Annotated in this window: 16 protein-coding genes; 10 read left to right on the forward strand and 6 right to left on the reverse strand. The window is 40.1% G+C overall.

Going from position 1 to position 22071, the window contains the following annotated elements; all coding sequences use genetic code 11:
* The first annotated feature begins 25 nt into the window (after positions 1-25).
* From atpE to OCK74_RS00090, 6 genes are all read left to right on the forward strand, one after another.
* Positions 26-274 (forward strand): ATP synthase F0 subunit C, encoded by a 249-nt coding sequence (gene atpE / locus OCK74_RS00065; RefSeq protein WP_279294929.1) that lies wholly within the window; start codon positions 26-28, stop codon positions 272-274.
* Positions 275-488: 214 nt separating this feature from the next.
* A complete protein-coding gene (gene atpF / locus OCK74_RS00070; protein ID WP_279294930.1) occupies positions 489-983 on the forward strand; it encodes a F0F1 ATP synthase subunit B in 495 nt (164 codons plus the stop codon).
* 17 nt (positions 984-1000) lie between these two features.
* Entirely contained in the window at positions 1001-1564 is a 564-nt protein-coding gene (gene atpH / locus OCK74_RS00075; protein ID WP_279294931.1) for an ATP synthase F1 subunit delta, read from the forward strand.
* Between the two features lie 84 nt (positions 1565-1648).
* Entirely contained in the window at positions 1649-3226 is a 1578-nt protein-coding gene (gene atpA, locus OCK74_RS00080) for a F0F1 ATP synthase subunit alpha (protein WP_279294932.1), read from the forward strand.
* 269 nt (positions 3227-3495) lie between these two features.
* A complete protein-coding gene (locus OCK74_RS00085; protein ID WP_279294933.1) occupies positions 3496-7926 on the forward strand; it encodes a T9SS type A sorting domain-containing protein in 4431 nt (1476 codons plus the stop codon).
* Between the two features lie 163 nt (positions 7927-8089).
* A complete protein-coding gene (locus OCK74_RS00090; RefSeq protein WP_279294934.1) occupies positions 8090-8983 on the forward strand; it encodes a CorA family divalent cation transporter in 894 nt (297 codons plus the stop codon).
* A gap of 84 nt (positions 8984-9067) precedes the next feature.
* On the opposite strand, the gene OCK74_RS00095 is transcribed toward OCK74_RS00090, so the two are convergent.
* The 6 genes from OCK74_RS00095 to pdxA all read right to left on the reverse strand — a co-directional run bounded on the left by OCK74_RS00095 (position 9068) and on the right by pdxA (position 18774).
* Positions 9068-10693 (reverse strand): T9SS type A sorting domain-containing protein, encoded by a 1626-nt coding sequence (locus tag OCK74_RS00095; RefSeq protein WP_279294935.1) that lies wholly within the window; start codon positions 10691-10693, stop codon positions 9068-9070.
* Positions 10694-11220: 527 nt separating this feature from the next.
* On the reverse strand, positions 11221-12858 hold the full coding sequence (locus tag OCK74_RS00100) for a T9SS type A sorting domain-containing protein (RefSeq protein WP_279294936.1): 1638 nt from the start codon (positions 12856-12858) through the stop codon (positions 11221-11223).
* 356 nt (positions 12859-13214) lie between these two features.
* Complete coding sequence (locus OCK74_RS00105) at positions 13215-14858, reverse strand: T9SS type A sorting domain-containing protein (RefSeq protein WP_279294937.1); 1644 nt, start codon at positions 14856-14858, stop codon at positions 13215-13217.
* 528 nt (positions 14859-15386) lie between these two features.
* Positions 15387-17036, reverse strand: a complete 1650-nt coding sequence (locus OCK74_RS00110) for a T9SS type A sorting domain-containing protein (RefSeq protein ID WP_279294938.1) — start codon at positions 17034-17036, stop codon at positions 15387-15389.
* 304 nt (positions 17037-17340) lie between these two features.
* A complete protein-coding gene (locus OCK74_RS00115) occupies positions 17341-17535 on the reverse strand; it encodes a hypothetical protein (protein ID WP_279294939.1) in 195 nt (64 codons plus the stop codon).
* Positions 17536-17679: 144 nt separating this feature from the next.
* Positions 17680-18774, reverse strand: a complete 1095-nt coding sequence (pdxA, locus tag OCK74_RS00120; RefSeq protein WP_279294940.1) for a 4-hydroxythreonine-4-phosphate dehydrogenase PdxA — start codon at positions 18772-18774, stop codon at positions 17680-17682.
* Between the two features lie 340 nt (positions 18775-19114).
* Between pdxA and rsmA the strand changes: the two genes are divergently transcribed.
* The 4 genes from rsmA to OCK74_RS00140 all read left to right on the forward strand — a co-directional run bounded on the left by rsmA (position 19115) and on the right by OCK74_RS00140 (position 22064).
* A complete protein-coding gene (gene rsmA / locus OCK74_RS00125; RefSeq protein ID WP_279294941.1) occupies positions 19115-19870 on the forward strand; it encodes a 16S rRNA (adenine(1518)-N(6)/adenine(1519)-N(6))-dimethyltransferase RsmA in 756 nt (251 codons plus the stop codon).
* 28 nt (positions 19871-19898) lie between these two features.
* Positions 19899-20825 (forward strand): NAD(P)-dependent oxidoreductase, encoded by a 927-nt coding sequence (locus OCK74_RS00130; RefSeq protein WP_279294942.1) that lies wholly within the window; start codon positions 19899-19901, stop codon positions 20823-20825.
* A gap of 301 nt (positions 20826-21126) precedes the next feature.
* On the forward strand, positions 21127-21267 hold the full coding sequence (locus OCK74_RS00135; protein WP_279294943.1) for a hypothetical protein: 141 nt from the start codon (positions 21127-21129) through the stop codon (positions 21265-21267).
* Positions 21268-21341: 74 nt separating this feature from the next.
* The gene (locus OCK74_RS00140) at positions 21342-22064 is read left to right on the forward strand and encodes a polysaccharide biosynthesis/export family protein (RefSeq protein ID WP_279294944.1); all 723 of its coding nucleotides are present in this window, start codon (positions 21342-21344) and stop codon (positions 22062-22064) included.
* Positions 22065-22071: the final 7 nt, after the last annotated feature.

Consider the following 22071-nt stretch of genomic DNA (forward strand, 5'->3'; position numbering starts at 1 on the left):
TTCATTTTAATATAAAAACACAAACATGGATTTCTTATTCACATTGTTGAGTGCAGTTCCCCTGGCAAACGCAGGTGGTGCCGTAGGTGCTGGTTTAGCTGCTATCGCTGCTGGTATCGGTATCGGTCAGATTGGTAAAGGTGCTGTTGAATCAATTGCACGTCAGCCAGAAGCTGCTAACGACATCCGTGCAAACATGATCCTGACTGCAGCCTTTATCGAGGGTGTGGCTCTGTTTGCCGTTATTGCCGGTATCCTGGCGATGTTCGTTTAGGAACTTTATTGCTCCTTTCTTTATTGAAGTGGGCAATGAAATCATTAACTGCACCTTAAGCACAGGGCGGCGGGTGCAGTTAACCCCCAATCCGCCAAAGGCGGAGCGTAAGGGGAAGAGATCTTAGAAATGTATGTGGTTTTAGTGGCCGAAATCTTGTTTGAGAAGTTGGGTCACTTATTAAATAAAGTGTTTTACATTTTACATTAATAATATGGAATTATTAACTCCTTCATTGGGATTGTTGTTTTGGACGCTGCTGGCGTTTTTAATTGTATTTTTTATTCTTAGAAAGTTTGCCTGGAAGCCAATTTTAGGTTCTTTGGGTGAAAGAGAAAAAGCAATTGCTGATTCTTTGGAAAGTGCCAAGAGGGTAAGAGCTGAAATGGCTCAATTGAAAAGTGAGAACGAAGAATTGATGGCGAAAGCTCGTGAAGAAAGAAGTGCTATGCTGAAAGAGGCTCGTGAGACAAAGGACAGGATCATTAACGAAGCAAAAGAGCAAGCAAAGATCGAGGCATCTAAAGTAGTTGCCGAGGCTCAGCAAGCAATTCATGCTCAGAAGATGGCTGCTATCACTGAAGTGAAAAACCAATTAGGTAAACTGGTAGTTGAAGTTTCTGAGAAAGTGTTGCGTAAAGAATTAGCTACTCAAGAAGCCCAGGAAGCCCATATCAAGGGTATGGTAGGTGAAGTGAAACTTAACTAATTTTCAAAAGGAACAAAATGCCTAGTCCTCGTTTAGCCTCCCGATACGCAAAATCTTTGATTGACCTGGCACAGGAAACCGGTCAGCTGGAAAAGATCTACAGTGATATGATGCTGTTGCAAGGTTTGACCAAAAGCAGCAAGGATTTTTTGAATTTGTTGCGCAGTCCAATAGTCAAAGCAGATAAAAAGATCAAGATTGTCGATGCCGTTACAGATGGAAGGGTTTCGACTTTAACAGCATCTTTTAATAAGTTGCTGATAACTAAAGGCCGTGAAGCTGCATTACCGGAGATCATCACTTCTTTTATTAACCAATACAAGGAGTTGAAAAATATACATTCGGTAAAACTAACGACTGCAGTACCTGTTAGTGATGAAATAAAGAGAGCAATTGTTACACAGCTCAAGAATACCAGTGACATGCAAAACATAGAGCTGGAATCATTGGTGAACAAAGACCTCATTGGTGGGTTTACCCTGCAAGCTGGTGATAAATTGGTAGATGCCAGTGTCGCTGCTCAATTAAAAGAGGTTGCTCGTCAGTTTGAGAATAATGACTTTGTATATCAAATTCAATAGATTAAGAGAAAAAAGAAGACTTTGCGTCTTGATTCATTTAGTCTCTTAGTAAAATAAACTAAAATATATAAACTATACAGTTTTATGGTAGAAATAAAACCAGATGAAATAAGTGCCATATTGCGTCAGCAATTGAGCAACTTTAATGCAACTGCTGACCTAGAAGAAGTAGGTACAGTGTTGCAGGTTGGCGATGGTATTGCCCGCGTTTATGGATTGGGCAATGTTCGTTACGGCGAACTGGTTGAGTTTGAAAATGGTGTGCGTGCCATTGCATTGAACCTGGAAGAGGACAATGTAGGTGTAGTATTGATGGGTGAAATGGGTGCCATCCAGGAAGGCGCGAAAGTACGCCGTACTGGACAGATCGCTTCCATTAAAGTAGGTGAAGGCATGGTTGGCCGTGTTGTCAACACATTGGGTGAACCAATAGACGGTAAAGGCCCGATTGGTGGTGATCGTTATGAAATGCCACTTGAGCGTAAAGCCCCTGGTGTAATTTTCCGTGAGCCTGTAAAAGAACCATTGCAAACTGGTATCAAAGCAATTGACGCTATGATTCCCATTGGTCGTGGACAACGTGAGTTGATCATTGGTGACCGCCAAACTGGTAAAACTGCCATTGCAATTGATACCATTATCAACCAAAAGGAATTTTATCAAGCAGGTAAACCTGTTTATTGTATATATGTAGCCATAGGACAAAAGGCGTCTACGATTGCTGGTGTAATGAAGACTTTACAAGATGCTGGTGCAATGGAATACACAACCATTGTAGCGGCTTCTGCAGCAGACCCGGCTCCATTGCAGTTCTATGCTCCATTTGCTGGTGCTGCTATTGGTGAGTTCTTCCGTGATACCGGACGTCCTGCTTTGATCATTTATGATGATCTTTCTAAGCAAGCCGTGGCTTACCGCGAAGTATCGCTGTTGTTGCGTCGCCCTCCTGGCCGTGAGGCTTATCCTGGTGACGTATTTTACCTGCACAGCCGCTTACTGGAAAGAGCTGCCAAAGTAATTGGTAATGACGAAGTGGCTAAAAACATGAACGACTTGCCTGAGAGCATCCGTCACATGGTGAAAGGTGGTGGTTCTCTGACCGCTCTTCCAATCATTGAAACACAAGCTGGTGACGTATCTGCTTACATTCCTACTAACGTGATCTCTATTACTGATGGACAGATCTTCCTGGAAGGTAACCTGTTCAACGCCGGTATCCGTCCAGCGATCAACGTAGGTATTTCGGTTAGCCGTGTAGGTGGTAACGCTCAGATCAAATCGATGAAGAAAGTGGCAGGAACATTGAAACTTGACCAGGCACTTTATCGTGAGATGGAAGCCTTCTCTAAATTTGGTGGTGACCTTGACCCTGCTACTAAGGTGGTATTGGATAAAGGTGCCCGTAACGTGGAGATCCTGAAGCAGCTTCAGTATAACCCAATGGCGGTAGAAAAGCAGGTAGCAATTATCTACCTGGGTACTCAAGGTTTGTTGCGTGATGTGCCTGTTCGTCGCGTGAAGGAGTTTGAAGAACAATTCCTGATGGAAATGGAATCCAAATTTCCGGATGTGTTGGCTGAATTTAAGAAAGGTGCTTTACCTGATGATGGCATCAAGAAGATGGTGGATTTGGCAAATAGCCTGATTCCTCAGTTTAAATAAGATGATTTAGATTAGATTCTTATAATTTTTGAAGCCCCTGGTGTTGAACCAGGGGCTTTTTTGTTAGGTTAAAATTTTGATTAAGAATTTAGGGTAAATACTTAGACATGCAAAAGTTCTATTTGGACGGATAAAAATATAGGTTTCAACTATTAAGGTTGAATAAATGTAAATACTTAGTTTCTTTGCGGCAGTAAAGATAGATAATATACCCTAATGCTATGAAAACTGCTGCGAAATTCAGATGTCTGAGAAACTTAATTTGTTCTTTGTTTCTTTTAGTTAGTATTATCACCCAAGCACAAACGCCTGGGCTGATTGTGAGGCCTGCTGGTGGCCCTTATAATTCAGTTCTTGATAAGAACCAGGATGGTTTTACTTCTCCAACAAATAGTGGATTTGTAACCAATGATGTAGGAACTGGTTACAGTGAAATTCCCTATAAGGTTGTACCTCCTTTTAAATTAGAGCCTACTTCAGACCTGATGCGTGGGCCTAATACACTTTTCTCTGATTTAGTACGTATTTCTAATGATGAGAGTGGTATGTATATATTCAATGATGGAACCAATATGCTCTTCCGCCTGCGGTTGGGCAGCATTATTTCTGGTTCCAAAGGTTACAGCATATTGATTGATGCTGATGGTTTATTTGGGCCTTCAGGACCATATGCTGATCCTAATTATAAGCCTGCAACAACTGGTATCAATGGAAATCCGGGTTTTGAGTTGGAAGTAGTATTAGAAACCAATTTCCGAGTAGCTATCTATGATGTTGATGGAAAGGATGATGCAGGAACAACTGCTTACAAAACATTTCCGATTAATTCAAATTCCCAGATATCAATTGCATATTCTGCTGTTTCTGGTGATCCAGATTATCTGTATGACTTTTATGTTCCATTGGCTGATTTGCAATATGCGGGGGGGACTAAGTCTGTCACCGCAACCACTCCTATCAGGGTATCAGCAACCACTGTGATGTCTCCACAGGCATCAATAGGTGGGCCGAAGTCTGATATTTATGGGTATGACGGAAATGATTATATGAAGGCCTGGGAGTCAATAATTAATGGTCAGCCAGCATTTACTCCTAATGATGTTTTAAGCACTGGTTCAGGAATTACAAGCACTGTATGTACTGCTGCGCCTACACTGAACAGTTCGATTGGGACGGGAACCGTAACTGTAACAGGAACCTGGACTCAAGCTGATGCAACTAGACCTTCTTCTGCAATAATTACCTTATATAAGAATGGTACGTCTGTAGGAACCACAACTGTTTCGACAGGAGGTACATGGAGCATTAGTGGAGTTACAAGTGCGAGTGGTGATGTTTTTTATGCGAAGGCGCAGGCAAGTGGGGAATCATCCTGTCTACAGTCAAATTCAGTAACGGCTTTAGGGTGTTTGCCTTCGAATATGTCGTCTGTTTCTAGCATAACACTTACTTGTGCAAGTAACCGTGGTTTTGACGGTACAGCTCCTGCAAATGCAGTTGTTCGCGTATATACAGTTACATCATCTGGATATACTCTTTTTGCAGATCAAACAACTACTACTTATAAAATTGATCGGCCTGGCGCTTCAACTCGATGGACTTATGATAATGTTAATACAAATAGTTCAAACCCTTGTTCGGGTGGTCAAGCAGATGTGACAGTCGGGGAATACGCAGTTACAATCCAGGAACCTGGTAAGTGTGAATCTGATTACTATTATTTTTATAATGATAATAATGGTTGTCCATCTACTACTGCAACACCAATCATTACGCAGGCCACATTATATACTGGTAATACAACAATTTCTGGTACTGCAACAAGTGGCGCAACAGTACGTCTCTTTATCAATGGCCAACTGAAATCTACTACTACGGCAACAGGAGGGAATTATTCATTCACAACAAGTTCTTTAGCTTCAGGGGATATAGTGGATGTCTATGCCCATTCTTCAGGATCATGTGTAAGTGCCAAAGCAACTCGAACAGTTGTATGCTTTACTGCACCACCCATCATTACAACCAACAGTACAGGGAATCTTGTAAATGGTACCCTGATCAGTGGTACATCTACAGAAGCAACTGGAACAACAATCCGTTTGTACAATAGTGCAAATACATTGCTTGCTACGGTTACAGTTCAAAGTGGGGGCACCTGGACTACAAGTGTTTCGGCCGCAACAGGAACTTCATATTATGCCACAGCTCAAAACGGCACATGTGGTGTTAGTACTGCATCTGCTACAGTGTCAGCTTTAGCTGCGACAACAATATGCCCAACAATAACTGGTTCATATAATGATGCATCAACTTCAGTTTCAGGTTCGTTAAGTGCTTCCTTTACCGGAACAGTGCGATTGTACCAAGATGGTACCTTAGCCGGATCGGCAAGTGTTACCAATGCAACTTCCTGGACCATTACGCCTACTGCTAATACATTATATCCAGGAGGAGTACTTACAACTACCACACAAAGTTCAACTGGTGCTGAAAAAACTGATTGTTCGGGAAGTGTGAACATTTCTTGTTCAGCTCCAAATGCGCCATCTGTTTCACCTACTACAGTTACAGTTGGTAATGCTAATGGTAAAACAACTTTCAATATTTCGGGGTCTCAATCAGGGGTATTGTATACACTTGAAGATATGAGTGGAGTAGATAAAAGCACATCTGTGTTTGGCAACTCTGGGACCATTTCTGTAACCAGCTATGCATTTCTAACACCTGGTACTTACAATTTGCGGATATCTGCATTGAAATTATCCGGAAGCAATTGCGGTACTTCTACTACAGCCATTACACTCACAGTTTCAGACAACGATGGTGATGGCATTGCAGATGTTGTAGATATTGACGATGATAACGACGGTATTCTCGACTCGAATGAAACGGCTACTTATGATGCTACAGGTGATGCTGATGGGGATGGAGTTTTGAATTATAAGGATACTTCACCCGGCAGTGGTCTCCCTTCGACTGATGCTAATAGTGATGGTGTTGTAGATGCTTATGATACTGATAAAGATGGCATCATCAACCAATTTGATCTTGATTCTGATAATGACGGTATTCCTGATTTGGTGGAAGCTGGCGGATTTGATACAAATGGTGATGGAAAGGTAGATTACACAGGAACATTTGCTTCAAATGATGCTGATAATGATGGACTGATTAATATTTATGATGCCACAGCAATATCCAACCTAGATACAGATGGTGATGGTATCAAGAATTTCCTGGACCTGGATAGTGATAATGACGGTATACCTGATGTAGTTGAAGCTGGTGGCACAGATGCAAACAATGATGGTAAGCTGGATGCTACGGCTATTGCAGGTTGGGATTCGAATGGTGATGGTTTGGCAAATGCGGTGACTGGTTCAAGCAATGCTTTGATTATTACAGGTGCTGATGGTAACAATGATGGTAAGCCAGATAGCTATCCCAAAGCCAACCTTGATGGCAAAGGTTTACCAAATCCTTACGACCTTGATTCCGATGATGATGGTATCGTGGATGCAAGGGAAGCTAATGTTACAGACTCTGATAGTAATGGTATAGTTGATGGAGTTGCTTATGGTGGTACTGATGCTAATGGCTGGAGTAATCTTGTTGATGGTACTTCGGGGGGGACGGCTTTGAACATTCCTAATACTGATGGGGTAGGAGGTGCCAACTATCTGGATATTGATTCGGATAATGATGGAATTTCGGATAATGTGGAAGGGCAGGCTACAGCAAGCTATCAATTACCCACAGGATCAGATAGTGATGGCGATGGCATAGATAACCAGTATGATAACTTTGTTGGTTATGGGGGCTTAGGTATTGTGCCTGTAAACACTGATGGTACTGATAATCCTGATTATACAGATTTGAACTCAGACAATGATGTTGACCTAGATATTGTTGAAGGCAATGACTTTAACGGTAATGGAAAGGCTGATGACAATGTCACCCTTTCAGGTATTGATACAGATGGTGATGGGTTGGACGATATTTTTGAAAGCGCAGTCAATAATGGTCCAATTGTAACTATAGCAGGCTTTGGGGGTGCTGGGGGCAAATCTCCAGCGCAAAAAACGCTTTCTACTAGTACTGAACGTGACTGGCGTAATTCACTATTCGCATTATCGACCTATTCAGTTTTACCAGTTCACTTTGTATCCATTTCAGCAACCAAAAACAGCCATGGAGTACAAGTGGTATGGACGGTTTCGGATGAGCAAAATGTGAAAGTCTACGAAGTTGAAAAGAGCATAAACGGAAGCCGCTATACTAAAATCGGAGAAGTTGCATTTAAAACAACTAATGATGCGATTAAAAAGTACCAATTCCTTGATGCTTCACCAGTGGGAAATACAGCCTACTATCGCATACGCCAGGTGGATCATGATAGCAAGTTCATGTTTAGTAGCGTTGTTTCCATAAGTGCTACTGAGACTGGCAGCAAGCTTAGTGTTCATCCCAATCCTGTTTACAGTGAAGCTTCTATTGTAATTGGAGTGAAAGAGGATCAGAAGACCATGTATGTGTTAAGTGATATGCAGGGTAAAATCCTGATCAGGAACAAGATAGAGTTGCTAAAGGGGCAGAATGTGATCCCAGCGGATTCCTTCAGGCGACTCCTTGCAGGAACTTATGTCCTTATGGTTCAAGCTGACGGGGGGGTACTGCAGACTAAGTTTATAAAACAATAAGACTAGCTATTAATATAAGTGCAATTCGAAACAAGTGCTATTTTCCTTGTTCTGAATTGCACCTTTTTTATTGAGCGTTTTTGAAACAAAGTTCATACTACTTACTCTTCGGGACTTTTTGTATAATCAATTAGCTTTGTAGAGCTGCTATAATGCACCAAGTATGGCAACCTATATACAACCTTTCTGTGAAGGAATAAACTGGATTGATGTTACCAACCCTACTACACAGGAGATGGAGCAGTTAAGTAAGGAGTATAACCTGAATCCACATATGGTAAGAGATTGCTTACAGCCAGAGCATTTGCCTAAATACGAATTTGTAGATGGCGTTCATTTTCTGATTCTTCGTTATTACGCTCATTCCTTTGATCAACCGCTGGCTACAATTCAAGACCTCACCAATAAAATTGCTATCTTTTTTACAGACCAGTTTTTAATCAGCATCCATTTATCAGAAATTCCTTTCCTGGCGGTCCTGCGTGAGAAGTTCATTAGTAAGTGCACTTCTGAGACTGATTTGCTAACACGCATTGCATGGAATGTACTGGAAACTTATGAAAACCCGGCTAACCGGCTTTCGGAAAAAGTAGACTTTTATGAGTCTCAGACCATGATGAAAACATCGGAAGCCAACGTGATGGACTCGCTATACACTATTAAGCGGGAAGCTTCAATTGCGCATAAAACTTTGATGCTGATGTTGGAACCACTCAATCACATACTTGTGAAACCTGGAGAGGAGGCCGCTTTACAGGATATGCGGGATCAGCACCTTAAAATGCGAACGCTATATATCCAGGTGCTTGACGATGTCAATAACCTGATGAACCTGAATATGTCTTATTCTTCGCAGCGGACTAATGATGTCATGAAGATTCTGACCATTTTCTCTGTATTTTTTATGCCACTGACTTTTATCGCAGGTATTTATGGTATGAATTTTCACTTCATGCCGGAACTGACCAAAAGATGGGGTTATCCCTCAGCACTCCTTTTTATGCTGATCGTGGCATTGGTATTGTACCTGTGGTTCAAACGAAAGAAGTGGTTGTAATGTTTGCTGTAGACTTTTGGTTATAATAATAGAAGGGCATGCCTGGAAAGGCAGCCCTTGTGTTGAGTAACCAACCTTAAACTATCACTTCTTTATAACCACCTTTTCAACAATCGTTTCTGAAGAGCGGCGGTCAGTAATTTTTATGGTGTAAAATCCGCTTTGTAATCCTTCAATAGTCAGATTATTGTCCCATACTTCTTTGAATAGTTTCACTATACGTCCATTAACATCATTAACAATTATATCTTTCGGGCTGTTTGTTTCTTTGAACAGCAGGTTCACCTTTCCATCCACAGCAGGGTTAGGATAGACTTGAACGGCTGTTTTCTGATCCACACCTACAACGCTTTTTACTTCACTATAGCTGGTCTTGCCATCAAAATCTACTTGCTGGATCTGGTATTGCGATGTGCCAACAGCTGTGTTGATTTCTTTGTATTCATAGGCGAGGCCAGTGTTGCTGTTACCGTTGTCCGCTTGAGAGAATACAAAGGCTATATTTTTCCATTGACCGTTTAATTTGCGTTGTACATTGAAACCCCGGTTGTTTTGCTCACTGGCTGTTTCCCACTTCAGCAGCACTTGTTCTTTTCTTTGGGGATTGCGGTAAGCGGTAAAGGATTGGAAGTGGACGGGGAGGACTACGTTCGCAGCAAGGTCAATTGTAACTTTTGATGTATTGGATTCTAAATTCGTACTTGTATTGCGAGTTTTATAAGTGAACGATACTCTTGTTACGCAATCACTTCCTCTGGTATAAGTAAAGGTTCCGTCTGAGCTAAATGCTAATGTTCCCGGGTTAGGAGTGCCTATACAAGTACCTGTGTTTGCTTCAACAGTTAAAGGGTTTGCGGGGTTTATGAGCGTAAAAGTCATTTGGCTCAATGCAGGATTTGTAAAATCATAATCAGTACCGCTGTTGGTAGCAGGCAGTTCACTTAATGAATTCATTTCAAAACCGGGGGATACATTTGATGCCCATGGTGCATAGCCACCATAAACATTTCCTTTCATTGGATTTCCGAATGACTGCTTTGTGGAATTAAAATAATCACTGTTCGTAACAGGTGTACAAGTTCCTGAACAAGATGACTTAACAATATTGAAGTCATCAAAAACGTATTTTATTCCGTTTGATGTGCAATCACCGTTTGACGACTTAAAGTTTAGAAGTATCCTATACTGGGTAACACCATTAGGCATACTAATATTGTTGAAGGCAACAGTGTTATTAGCATTTGGATAAACTATTTGGTAACCAGGAAGGCTTGCATAAGCTTGATTGCCAGTGGGGAGGGTTGTTTCTTTATTCCATGAAGTGGGAACTATATATGCCTCAACAACTGTAGTACATTGAAAAGGTTGTACAGTACAATTACTACCAACATCGTTGGATCTGTATACATATAGTTCGAAGTTTACCAGGAGATAAGGTTTCGATGCATCATAAGTCATAGCAGGTAAAAGAATACCCATAGGCGCATTCTTACCAACTCCTGGTGTTCCCAAGCCTTTATCTTTTATGGAGCATGCACTTGGGTTATAATACTCCTGAACCTGTGTGTTATTGGAGATAATCCATCCTGCATTTGTAAGACTTGAATTAGTAGCTGAAGAAAAATCTTGTAAATAAACGGATTGAGCATTTAAAATGGTAGTCAAAAACAATGCTTGTACAAGGAGAATTGTAAGTAAAATTTTTTTCATTGCATGATAGTTTAAGTTATACGATGTTAGTTTGGTCTTCAGGGGTAGGAGGACTGTTGCTTTGCTTAATGGCTTTTTGCAGGAGTGGATGGAGCGTTTTTTGGATCGTGGATATTTAAAACATAAAGCATCTTTTCCATACCAGTATGTACCAGCATAGCTTTAAAACATTCAAGTTGCCTTGAATCAAAGATGGGCCTATTGGAAAATGGATTTTGAATGGCTAAGGGTGATGTATAAGTTAGTTTGTTTATGTAGGATACGGTAGGAGTAAATACTTATTTACGGTGCAAACATAGTATGTTTTTAAACTTAATGCAAGAGCTTGTTAGAAAAAAAGATAAAAAAGTATTGAAAGGAATAAGTATTGAGTAGGCAAAAATTGGATAGTGACATTATATCATTTTGGGGATCAAGCTTTTATGTCGCTTTGATCAGAAGGGGAAATTGCCGGGAAATTTTTTTGTTGAAAAAGTAGGGCAAGCCTGGAAAGGCTGCCCTAGTTATGAGTAACCAACCTTAAACTATCATTTCTTTATAATAACCTTTTCAATAATTGATTTAGAAGTTTGGCGATCAATAATTCTTATGGAGTAAAATCCACTTTGCAGTCCTTCTATGAGCAGGTTATTCCCTCTTATTTCACGGAATTGCTTTACTACTTTGCCATTCAAATCGCTTACGAATACATCTTTTGCTCCTTCCTGATCACTAAACAAAAGGTTCACTTTGCCATTCAGCGCTGGGTTGGGATAGATTAATACTTCAGCCTGCTGTTCCAAACCTGCCACAGATTTGATTTCACTATAACTGGCCTTTCCATCCATGTCCACTTGTTGTATCCGGTATTGAGATGCGTCGCTAGCCGTATTCATTTCTTTATATTCATAAGTGAGTGTCTTGTTGCTATTGCCATTTTCAGATTGAGAGTATATAAAAGCTATATTTTTCCATTGGCCTGACACTTTGCGTTGTACATAGAAGCCCCGGCAGTTTTGCTCCATTGCAGTTTCCCATTTGAGTAATACTTGCTCTTTTCTTTGCTGGTTGCGAACAGCAGTAAAAGACTTGAAGCGAACCGGCAGGACTGAACAGGATAGTGAAACAACTCTGTCTAAGCAACCTAAAGCTGTTTCATATACCATCAGGTATGACTTCTGTGGGTTAGGTACGCTATATGAATAGGTGGTAGAATTGCTTCCCTGTTTTATTGTTTGGCTAGGATCAATGTGCGTATCATTTGCACCCAGAACACCAGTTACTGCATTATCCATGTATAGATGAACAGTAACAGGAAATGCGGCAGGTTCTGAGGTGTTCAATATGCTGAATTGAACGGATGGTCCGCATGAATAAGTTTCTGTTGTTTTAATCAGTATTCCATCAGAGATCGATAAGTTAGTTGTACTCGTTCCTGGTGTGTGATCATCACCACTTGCAGTTTTTATCCAGGTACCGCAAATACCATCCTTGATCCTTGCATAGCCGTTGTCGCTACCACCTGCCTGGACTACACTTTCCGCTGATATTACATATTGCCAATTGATTGTAAAGGAGCCACATGCCGAATTTGACGTTACGTTGAATGAAGGCAAAGTTGTGATTTCACTTGGAACAGCAAGGCCTTTATAGCCAGCTAATAAGCCATTCACATAAGTATCTTTATTGAATAGGAATACTCCGTAAACCACTCCGCTGGCAGCTTTAGTTGATAATTCAGGAAAAAGGTCATTGAAGCCTGCAGTAGGGGTGAATGGAAGCTCATATCCATTATTGGCATTATTTAAAACATAGCCTTTTAAGGAGCCGGTACCTGCTGAAGTCGCTGGATTTATATCATTGAAGTCGTTCCATGTAAAATCTGCAGTTTTGCCTGTTTTTTGTTGCACATTAAATGTTTTGGCAGATGCACCAACAAAGAATGATTTTGCTTTAATGGTGAGCTTGGGTAAGTCTAAAACATAAATACCAAGTTTTTTATCCTGTTCAAATAATGTTATTAAAGTATAGCAATCCAGGTCTACATCATTGGGGCTTGCATTAAACAGTTCAAAGAATTCATGCCTGTTACTTCCTGGGTTGGTATAAACTTCATTTAGAATAACCTGGCTTTTTACGAAGAGGCATGGCAGAGCCAGCAGAATAGTAAATAATACTTTTCTCATTGTGTGATAGTTTAAGTAGGGTTATAGCTTGGCCTTTCTGAATTTGGAGGTAGTTACTATATCATCGGCTTTTGTAAGATTGGATGGCAGGCTTTTAGGATGCTGGAAGAAAATGGTGTAAGAATAGGTTTAGGGTTTAGATTAATCAAGGAGTGGAATGTAACGGAGTTGGTTATTCGAAGTAGGATAATGAAGAGGATGGTGTTACTTAGTAGTTTAAAAGTAATAAGCTTATTTTCTTTTTGCAAGTGTTCTAAAAAAATATTTAAAAAATAATGAAGTTTTTTTACTTAAAAAGAAAAGGGGACAGCCTGGAAAGACATCCCCTTTGCTAAGTAACCAACCTTAAACTATCACTATTTTATAATCACTTTTTCTACGGTTGTTTTTGCTGTAGTGCGATCAATTATTTTGATGGTGTAAAATCCGCTCTTCAGTCCCTCTATTGTCAGATTCATATCTGCCAACTGGTGGAACTGTTTCACTGGTCTGCCGTTCACATCGCTCACAATCACATCTTTCAAACCGCCTTGTTCGATGAACAAAAGTTTAATCTTGCCGTCTACGGCAGGATTGGGATAAATAAGTACACTGCTCTTTTGTTCCTGACCTATAACAGATTTAATATCACTGTAGCTGGTCTTTCCATCAAAGTCAACCTGTTGTATTTGATACTGTGTAACGGTATTGGAAACATTTGGATCCTTGTATTCATAAGTAAGCGTGGAATTGCTGTTGCCATTTTCTGCTTGTGAGAATACAAAGGCTATGTTTTTCCATTGTCCATCTATTTTCCTTTGCACATTGAAGCCACGGTTGTTTTGTTCACTGGCTGTTTGCCATTTCAACAGCACCTGTTCTTTTTTCTGTGGGTTGCGGGCTGCGGTGAAGGATGAGAAGTGGACTGGAAGGACAGAACATTCGGATGTTAGGGATACTATTTTATCAAAACATCCTGAAGAAGATTGATAGATCAGAAATACAGGCTGTTTGCTAGGTACATTGAAAGTACTAGAAGTTGAGGCTGCTGAATTTACAGGATACGAAGCATTTAATACATCATTTTCTGCAAATACATTCGTTGTGGGATTATCATTAAACAATTGGACATTTATCGGATAGGTAGTGGAACTTCCTGGTGTTATAGAAAAGCTTACTGTATTGCATATGTAACTTTGCGTTGTTGTAAGACTAGAAGTTGCTCCTCCAAGAGTGTTTGATTCTCCAGGTGTAAATTCACCTTTGCTTTGGGTTTTTTTCCAATTACCACACAAGCCATTACTTAATTTTGCGTAGCCTTGGCTATTCCCAGCTGCACTCTGGACTTGGAATACATCCACGTTGTTTGTTGTTATGCCAGTAAAATTTAAATTGACTGTAGTATAGGTATTAGCACAAATACTTCCTGGAGGAATAGGTAAAGGTGTAGTAAGACTTGTAATTTTTGTTGGAACTGATAGGGAGGAATTTGCAAAAAAACCATTTACAATTGAAGTGGTACCATTGCTATTTATTTTGTATAATAATAGTGATGCATCATTTCCATTTTGAATGTTCATGAAATCTCTGAAGTTACCATTTATATTTGTAGGTCCACTCCATTGATTATTGGAATAAGTGTACTTTGAAATATAACCACCAGAGCCAATGTCATTCCAATTAGAAAAGCTGTTTAAATCTGTTGGTGTAAAACTCTGATTAGTATTCGATTTATATCTTACCGGATTATTTGAGCTGATCAAATAGTAAGATAGCCCCTTTATTGCAGCATTGGTTGGAAAATTATAGACATAAACGCCTTTGTCAGTCCCATTATCAAAATAAGAAACTACAACGTAACAGTCTAAGAAAATTGTTAGTGGCGATGTATTGAAGAACTCAACATATTCGTCTTCGTTGCTGCCAGGATCAGGAACCAATTCATTGAACCAAAGGAAACGTTGACTATTCCCAAAAAGTACTGCCAATGATAATACAATGGTGGATAAAATTTTTTTCATCTCGTGATGGTTTAAATTGAAGAAATGTTGGTGGCGTTTCAATGGCCTTGGGGCATAGTAGTGCCTTGTGATTTAGTTTTCTCACGGAAGAAGGATGGCGTTTATGCAGTGTAGTGAGGACAGCTTAAAGAATCAAGTTGTCAATGATGTGGCTTATAACAGGTGTGGATTGGAGTGATCCTTGGTGTTTATTCCAGGTTCAGGTTGTCCAGAATAGAGATTGGTTGTACGAGCTGAATTGATGCAGGTAAAAAGCCTGTTTTCTATGCAAGCAAGGCTGTTTTCAAAAGGGTGGAGGAAGTTTTGTTGTATTCGTTACTACAAACTTAATAGGGGTTTTTTATTAATGCAAGTTTTTACAAAGAAATCTATAATAATTCTTTTCCCTTTAATATTGGCCATTTATACCTGATAATAAACAACGGCAGCAAAGAAACAAATTGAAAATAATCAACATGTATAATAAGAAAAAGGGGATTTGCCTGGAAAGGCATCCCCTTGTAAGGAGTAACCAACCTTAAATTATCGCTAGTTTATAATTACCTTTTCAACAGAAGTGACCATTGTCGAGCGGTCAATAACTTTTATGGTATAGAAGCCTCTTGGCAAACCCTCTATAGAGAGGTTATTGTCCTTTACTTGGGGGAACTGCTTTACCAGCCTGCCACTTGCATCACTTACGATTACTTGTTTTACTGCATTTTGCTCCTTGAATAGTACGTTAACCTTTCCGTTGATGCCGGGATTGGGATAAACGACCAAACCGCCGTTTTGTTCGGTGCTCAGCACGGTTCTTACATCACTGAAGTCTGACTTGCCATCCATATCTACCTGCTGCAGCCTGTATTGTGTTGCCGTGCTAAAATTGTTGATATCAGTATACTCGTAAGATAAAGTTGTATTGCTGTTGCCATTGCCTGCCTGGGAGGTTACGAAAGCTATATTCTTCCATTCTCCCGATACTTTGCGCTGTACATTGAAGCCCCGGTTGTTTTGCTCACTGGCTGTTTCCCATTTCAATACTACCTGTTCTTTTTTCTGCTTGCTGCGGGCTGCAGTAAAAGACCGTAAGCGGACCGGAAGCACAGAACATGTCGTTGTTAATGCCGCTACATTACCCAAACATCCAAGAGAAGTCTGGTATACTAATAATACAGCCCGGCTGCTAATGGGGACAGTGAACGTATTGGATGCTGAGGCAGAAGATTCAACCGACTTGGAAGTAATATATTCATCTGTTGCTTCAAAAAATCCCGTTTGGGGTTTATCATAAAACAACTGAACTGTGATTGGGTAGGTCGTTGAACCGTTAGTTGTTATTGAGAAGCTTACCGTATTGCAGGAATAGTCCTGAATTGTTGTAAGATTTGAAGTTACTGTTCCAAAGTTGTTTGATGTACCGGGAGTATGTTCACCTTGTGAAGTCTTCTCCCAGTTTCCGCATAGTCCGTCTCTTTTTTTGGCATATCCATTTCCAGTTCCGGGAGCTTCTATTAATGAGATAATATCAATATTGTTATAAGTTATCAATTTAAAGTCGAGATTAACTGTTGATGTAAAACAATTGCCCACAGGTGTAATTGGTAAAAGAGCAAATGTTTTCAAATGATTTATCAAGGCTTCAACATCCGAACTTCGGGGATTGGCAACAAAGCCATTGACAAACGATATGGTACCATCACTGTTGATCTTAAAGAGAAACAGAGTAGCATCCATTCCACCTGCATCAGCAATGAAGTTATTGAAGTCTGTATTCAAAGATTCACCTGCCCCCCAGTTACCATTGCTATATGTATATTTTAAAAGTGATCCTCCTGCGCCGCTACTATTCCAATTGCTGAAACTGGTTGGATCCGACGGCGTATAAGTACCACCTCTAAAATTTACGGGGCTGCCTGAACTAATCAGGTAACGTGATAAACCTTTAATTACGGCATTACTTGGAAAGTCATATATATAGACAGCCTCTTCTCTCCCGGGTAATTTGTCAAAGTATGACACAACAACATAGCAATCTAACGCTATCGGATCCCTGGATGAATTATAGAACTCAATGTATTCATTATTGCCAGTGCCTGCATCAGGGATGAGTTCATTGAACCATAAAGAGCGGGAAGTTTGTGCTTTGCCAAAGAGCATGGCAAGGGTCAGCAAAAGAGTGGGTACAACTTTTTTCATTCAGCGATAGTTTAAAGGGTTACGGTTGGTTTCAACGGCATAGCAATGCCATTGTGAAAAAAGTTTTCGCAGAAAATGGATTGTGGAAATTCGTAGAATGAGGACTAATGGATGTGGGCTGCTTTGTTAGCCTGACCACTTGGTTTCTTTAGGATCTTGTTGTTAAGGTTACTCAGGTTAAGTTGGTCTATATACTACAAACATAATAGGGGTTAATAACTATTCAAAGCATTTTGTAGAAAATATTTTGAATGCTTGTAAGGTATAGCAAGAAGAACGGTGAGCAATAATAAAATTGACCAACTTATTGATTGAGGGCTAATTTCATTTTTATGGCTTTTATTCTGGACCAAAGCATGGTTAGCGTATGAGCATCTACATTGTCACCCAGGCATTCTGCATACGCATCTTCTAATTCCCTGAGTTTAGCTTCCAGATAAATGGTAGCATATTCGGGAATCAGTGTATTGGGAAATTGATTAATGATGGCCGTATTCATAGAAAAGTGATTAATGCAAACTAAAAGGAAATCACTTTATCTCTAGATCAATTACTCTTAAAATTGGATATATTAAGGGTTTTGCTGGATGAATAAATAAGAAATGGCCCTTCCCGCCACTGCGGCAAGGGCTAGGAGGTAAGGTTATTTCGCGTCAATAGAATCATCGATCTTTTCGTCCTCAACATTCTTCAGGACTTCCGCAGTAATCTTTCGCAAAGGATTCCTGTTGCGTTCTTCATACGCTTCCCTGTGTTGCAGGATGTCTATACAACCAAACAAAGCGGTCAAAAAGGATGTCGGATCTGCAACATTTTTTCCTGCAATGTCAAAGCCGGTCCCGTGGTCGGGCGATGTGCGGACAAACGGCAGGCCTGCGCTAAAGTTGACGCCCTCACCAACCGCAATGGTCTTAAAGGGGATCAGCCCCTGATCGTGATACATAGCCAGAACTGCATCAAACTGGAGGTAACTTCTACGTGCAAAGAATGCATCTGCGCTGAAGGGCCCGAACACCAGCATATTTTGTTTAGCTTCTTTGATGGCAGGTTTAATGATTTCTTCCTCCTCATTTCCGATCAGCCCTTCGTCACCGGCATGCGGGTTCAATCCCAGCACGGCAATCTTAGGTTTGTCGATGCCAAAGTCTTGACGCAGACTCTGATGCAGCATGTTTAGCTTAGAGCGGATTGCTTTTTTGGTTATTTGGCTGGCAACATCTTTTATTGATACATGCTCTGTCACCAGGGCAACCTTCAGATCATCGGTGTACAGCAGCATCAGCACGTCTTCACTTTCTGCAATATCTTTTAGAAATGGGGTATGCCCTGTATAATTAAATTGTTCACCCTGCACATTCTTTTTATGAATAGGCGCTGTCACTAATCCCTGGATGTGTCCTTGTTTCAAGGCTTCAGCAGCCGCTAGTAAAGAGTTTACTGCATACTTACCGCCTGTTTCATTTAATTGGCCGGGGGTAATGGTCACTTCTTCTTCCCAGCAGTTGAATACATGAATCTGCTTGGGGCTAATGCGGGAGAAGTCTTTGATCATCTGGTAATTAAAATGAACATCCGGGACTGACTTACGGTAAAAGTTTATCAATTTATGAGAGCCGAAAATGACCGGTGTACACTGATCAAGGAGTCGTTGGTCGGCCAGCGATTTAATGATTACTTCAACGCCAATACCGTTGATGTCGCCGCAGCTTATGCCTATGATGGGTTTGTTTGGTGTCATAATTAGGCGTAAAGGTACAATGAGAAGGCTTTAGTTAGTGGGTTGTAGCTGAGGGAAATTTAAATTATGATAAGGTGAATCATTTATGAACATATATAGTAAATTATGCAAAAGCAAATACTTGATGTTCAATTATTTTTAATTGTTTTATGCAACTTTTATTTTTGGTTGGGATGTACGCGATTTGTCTTCTTGGGTATTTTATTTCAAATCGCTAATAGAGGACAAGAACTTCCTCCGGAAGGTATATATTCTAAAATAGCGTTTCAGATGAGTGAAGGTTTGTATCTGTCTAGGTATGCAGAAATGAATTTAAACTTTTGCATTTACATTTGCAGCAATGAATTACACCCTCAAAAAATCGCTGGGGCAGCATTTCTTAAAAGATGAAAATGTGTGCAGGAATATTGTGGCAGAGCTCACCAAATGTCCTTTCAAAAACCTGGTTGAAGTAGGGCCAGGGGGCGGTGCCCTGACGAAATACCTGCTGCAATTGCCTGATGTGCATTTTAAGGCGGTGGAACTCGATGAAGAAAAAGTAACCTATTTAAAACATACATATCCACAATTGCAGGACAAAATCATTCACCAAAGTATCCTGGATGTAGGCAAACCTTTTCAAGACAGGTTTACCGTTGTGGGCAATTTCCCATACAATATTTCTACACAGATCGTTTTTAAAATACTGGAGTGGAAGGATGATGTGGAATGCATGGTGGGCATGTTTCAAAAAGAAGTGGCTCAGCGTATTGCTGCAAAAGAAGGCAGCAAAGTTTATGGTGTGACCAGTGTGCTGGTACAGGCATATTTTGATGTGGTCTATCTTTTTGAAGTGAGTGAACAAAGTTTTACACCCCCACCCAAAGTAAAAAGTGCTGTGATCAAACTGCTGCCCCGAAAAGAGAGCATAGCCGTAAAATCGGATAAGGCATTTTTTAGTCTTGTGAAAACGGCTTTCCAGCAAAGACGCAAGACAATGCGCAATGCATGTAAAAGCCTTTTCAGTCCTGAAGTACTGCAACAGGATATCTTTGCCAAGCGTGCCGAACAATTATCTGTGACTGATTTTGCACAACTAAGTTTTCAAATGCAATAATTTGTTTGTAGTAAAAGTTTAATTCAGAATGTCTAGAATTCTTATATCCGCCCCTGTTCATGAAACGCTAATACAACGTTTTAAAAAGCTTGACTACCAGGTTGACTACCAGCCTGCAATTAACTACGAACAGTTGCTGGAAACTATTCCTGGTGTTGAAGGATTGGTGGTAACTACCAGGTTGAAAATTGATAAGAGCATATTAGATGCGGCTACTCATTTAAAATGGATAGGGCGTTTAGGCAGTGGAATGGAGCTGATTGATGAAGATTATGCAGTGCAAAAAGGCATTCAATGTGTAAGTACTCCGGAAGGCAACCGCAATGCAGTAGGGGAACATGCCCTGGGACTCTTGCTCAACCTGATGAACAATATTTCTAAGTCGTATGATGAAGTGAAAAAAGGTATCTGGCTGCGCAATGAAAATCGTGGCGTAGAGTTGGGTGGTAAAACTGTAGGCATTATTGGTTATGGCAACAACGGATCTGCCTTTGGACGGCTATTGCAGTCATTCGGTGTTACAGTGCTGGCCTATGATAAATATAAGTTTGGATTTGCTGAGGGTTATGTAAAAGAGGCTAATATGGAACAAATCTGTCGATATGCAGATGTTGTCAGTTTTCATGTGCCACTGACATCTGAAACTTTTCATATGGCCAATGTGGATTTCTTTGCTTCACTCAAAAGAAAGCCTTATTTCCTTTCTACCTGCCGCGGACCTGTTACAGATACTGTTGCTTTGATCGATGCGTTAAAGAGTGGGCAGATAGCAGGTGCAGGTCTGGATGTATTGGAAAATGAAAAGTTGAAAACGTATACTGAAACAGAAAGGGAACAATTGGATTTCCTGGCTGCGCAGCCCAATGTCATTATTACGCCACATATTGCCGGTTACAGTTATGAAGCTTATCTTCGGATGGCAGAAGTATTACTGGATAAATTGGGCATTAAATAAAATTATCAGTGATTCCATCAAGGTGGGCGTAAGTATTATTGATTATTGATTGTTGCGACACATCTTTCAACACAAATTCTTAATTTAATAATCAATAATACTTAATCCTTGTTTGGTAAAACATGATTGAATGAAACTCCTCGTGATTTCAATCCCTTGTTTCGTAGATTTCCTACGAAGATTTACAATTATTAATAGTTTTCATTTATAATTTTTTAAGATATTAGTAAGTAATAAACTAGTATTTGACGTTATTGGTTTTGGTAAATAAGGTAGTTACTTTTATCTAAAATCAATACCCATGAAAACTTTTATTTCTTACACATTGCTTGGCTTATTTTATATAGGTCTTGCATCATCTTCTTCTATTATTAAAGAAGAATTCTCCAAAGCTGTTGTTAGTAAAAATACGGTTGCCAATCACGGCAAAGTAAATCGATAATAAATTAAGAAAGGCCGGTAATGAGAGTGTGTTGTTTTTGTTTGGGTCTTTTACTCCTTTTTTGTACTTCTTGTGTGAGTACAAAGAATGTACTTTATTTCAATAATATACATGATACTTCTTTAGTTGCTGCACAATCGAATACAGAGTACGTCCTTCAAAGAAATGACTGGCTAAGTATATCTGTTAGTAGCCTAAGCTCCCAAGCTGCAGAAGTATTTAATGCACCGAATTTTGCCACAAACATCAGTAGCTTTTCGGCTAACAATCATTCGTCGGTTGAGGGATATCTGGTAAGTAATGATGGATCTATCCGGTTTCCTATGCTGGGAAATATAAAAGCTGCAGGGCTCACTAAAAAAATATTAGAAGAAGAAATTGCACATCAACTTATTGATCGTAAGTTATTATTTGATCCTATTGTGAACATCCGGCACCTCAATTTTAGGGTGACAGTATTGGGCGAGGTAGGCCGTCCCGGTGTTATTAATGTGCCTAGTGAGCAAATTTCCATTTTGGAAGCTATAGGGCAGGCTGGTGATATAACCATTTATGGGAAACGTGAAAATGTAGTATTGATAAGACAGGAAGGTGATCGAAAGACAGTAGTTCGCTTGAATTTAAATTCTTCAGATATTTTACAATCGCCATATTTCTTCCTTCGAACCAATGATGTATTGTATGTAGAACCTGGTAAGGCGAAAGCCGCAGCGGGTAGCCGCGGGCAGCAATTATTGCCAGCTATTTTAAGTGCTGTATCAATTGCCGTTGTTGTCATCACCAAATTGATCAAATAATTTACTA

Source organism: Paraflavisolibacter caeni, from assembly GCF_025628885.1.
GTDB classification, from domain to species: domain Bacteria; phylum Bacteroidota; class Bacteroidia; order Chitinophagales; family Chitinophagaceae; genus Flavisolibacter; species Flavisolibacter caeni.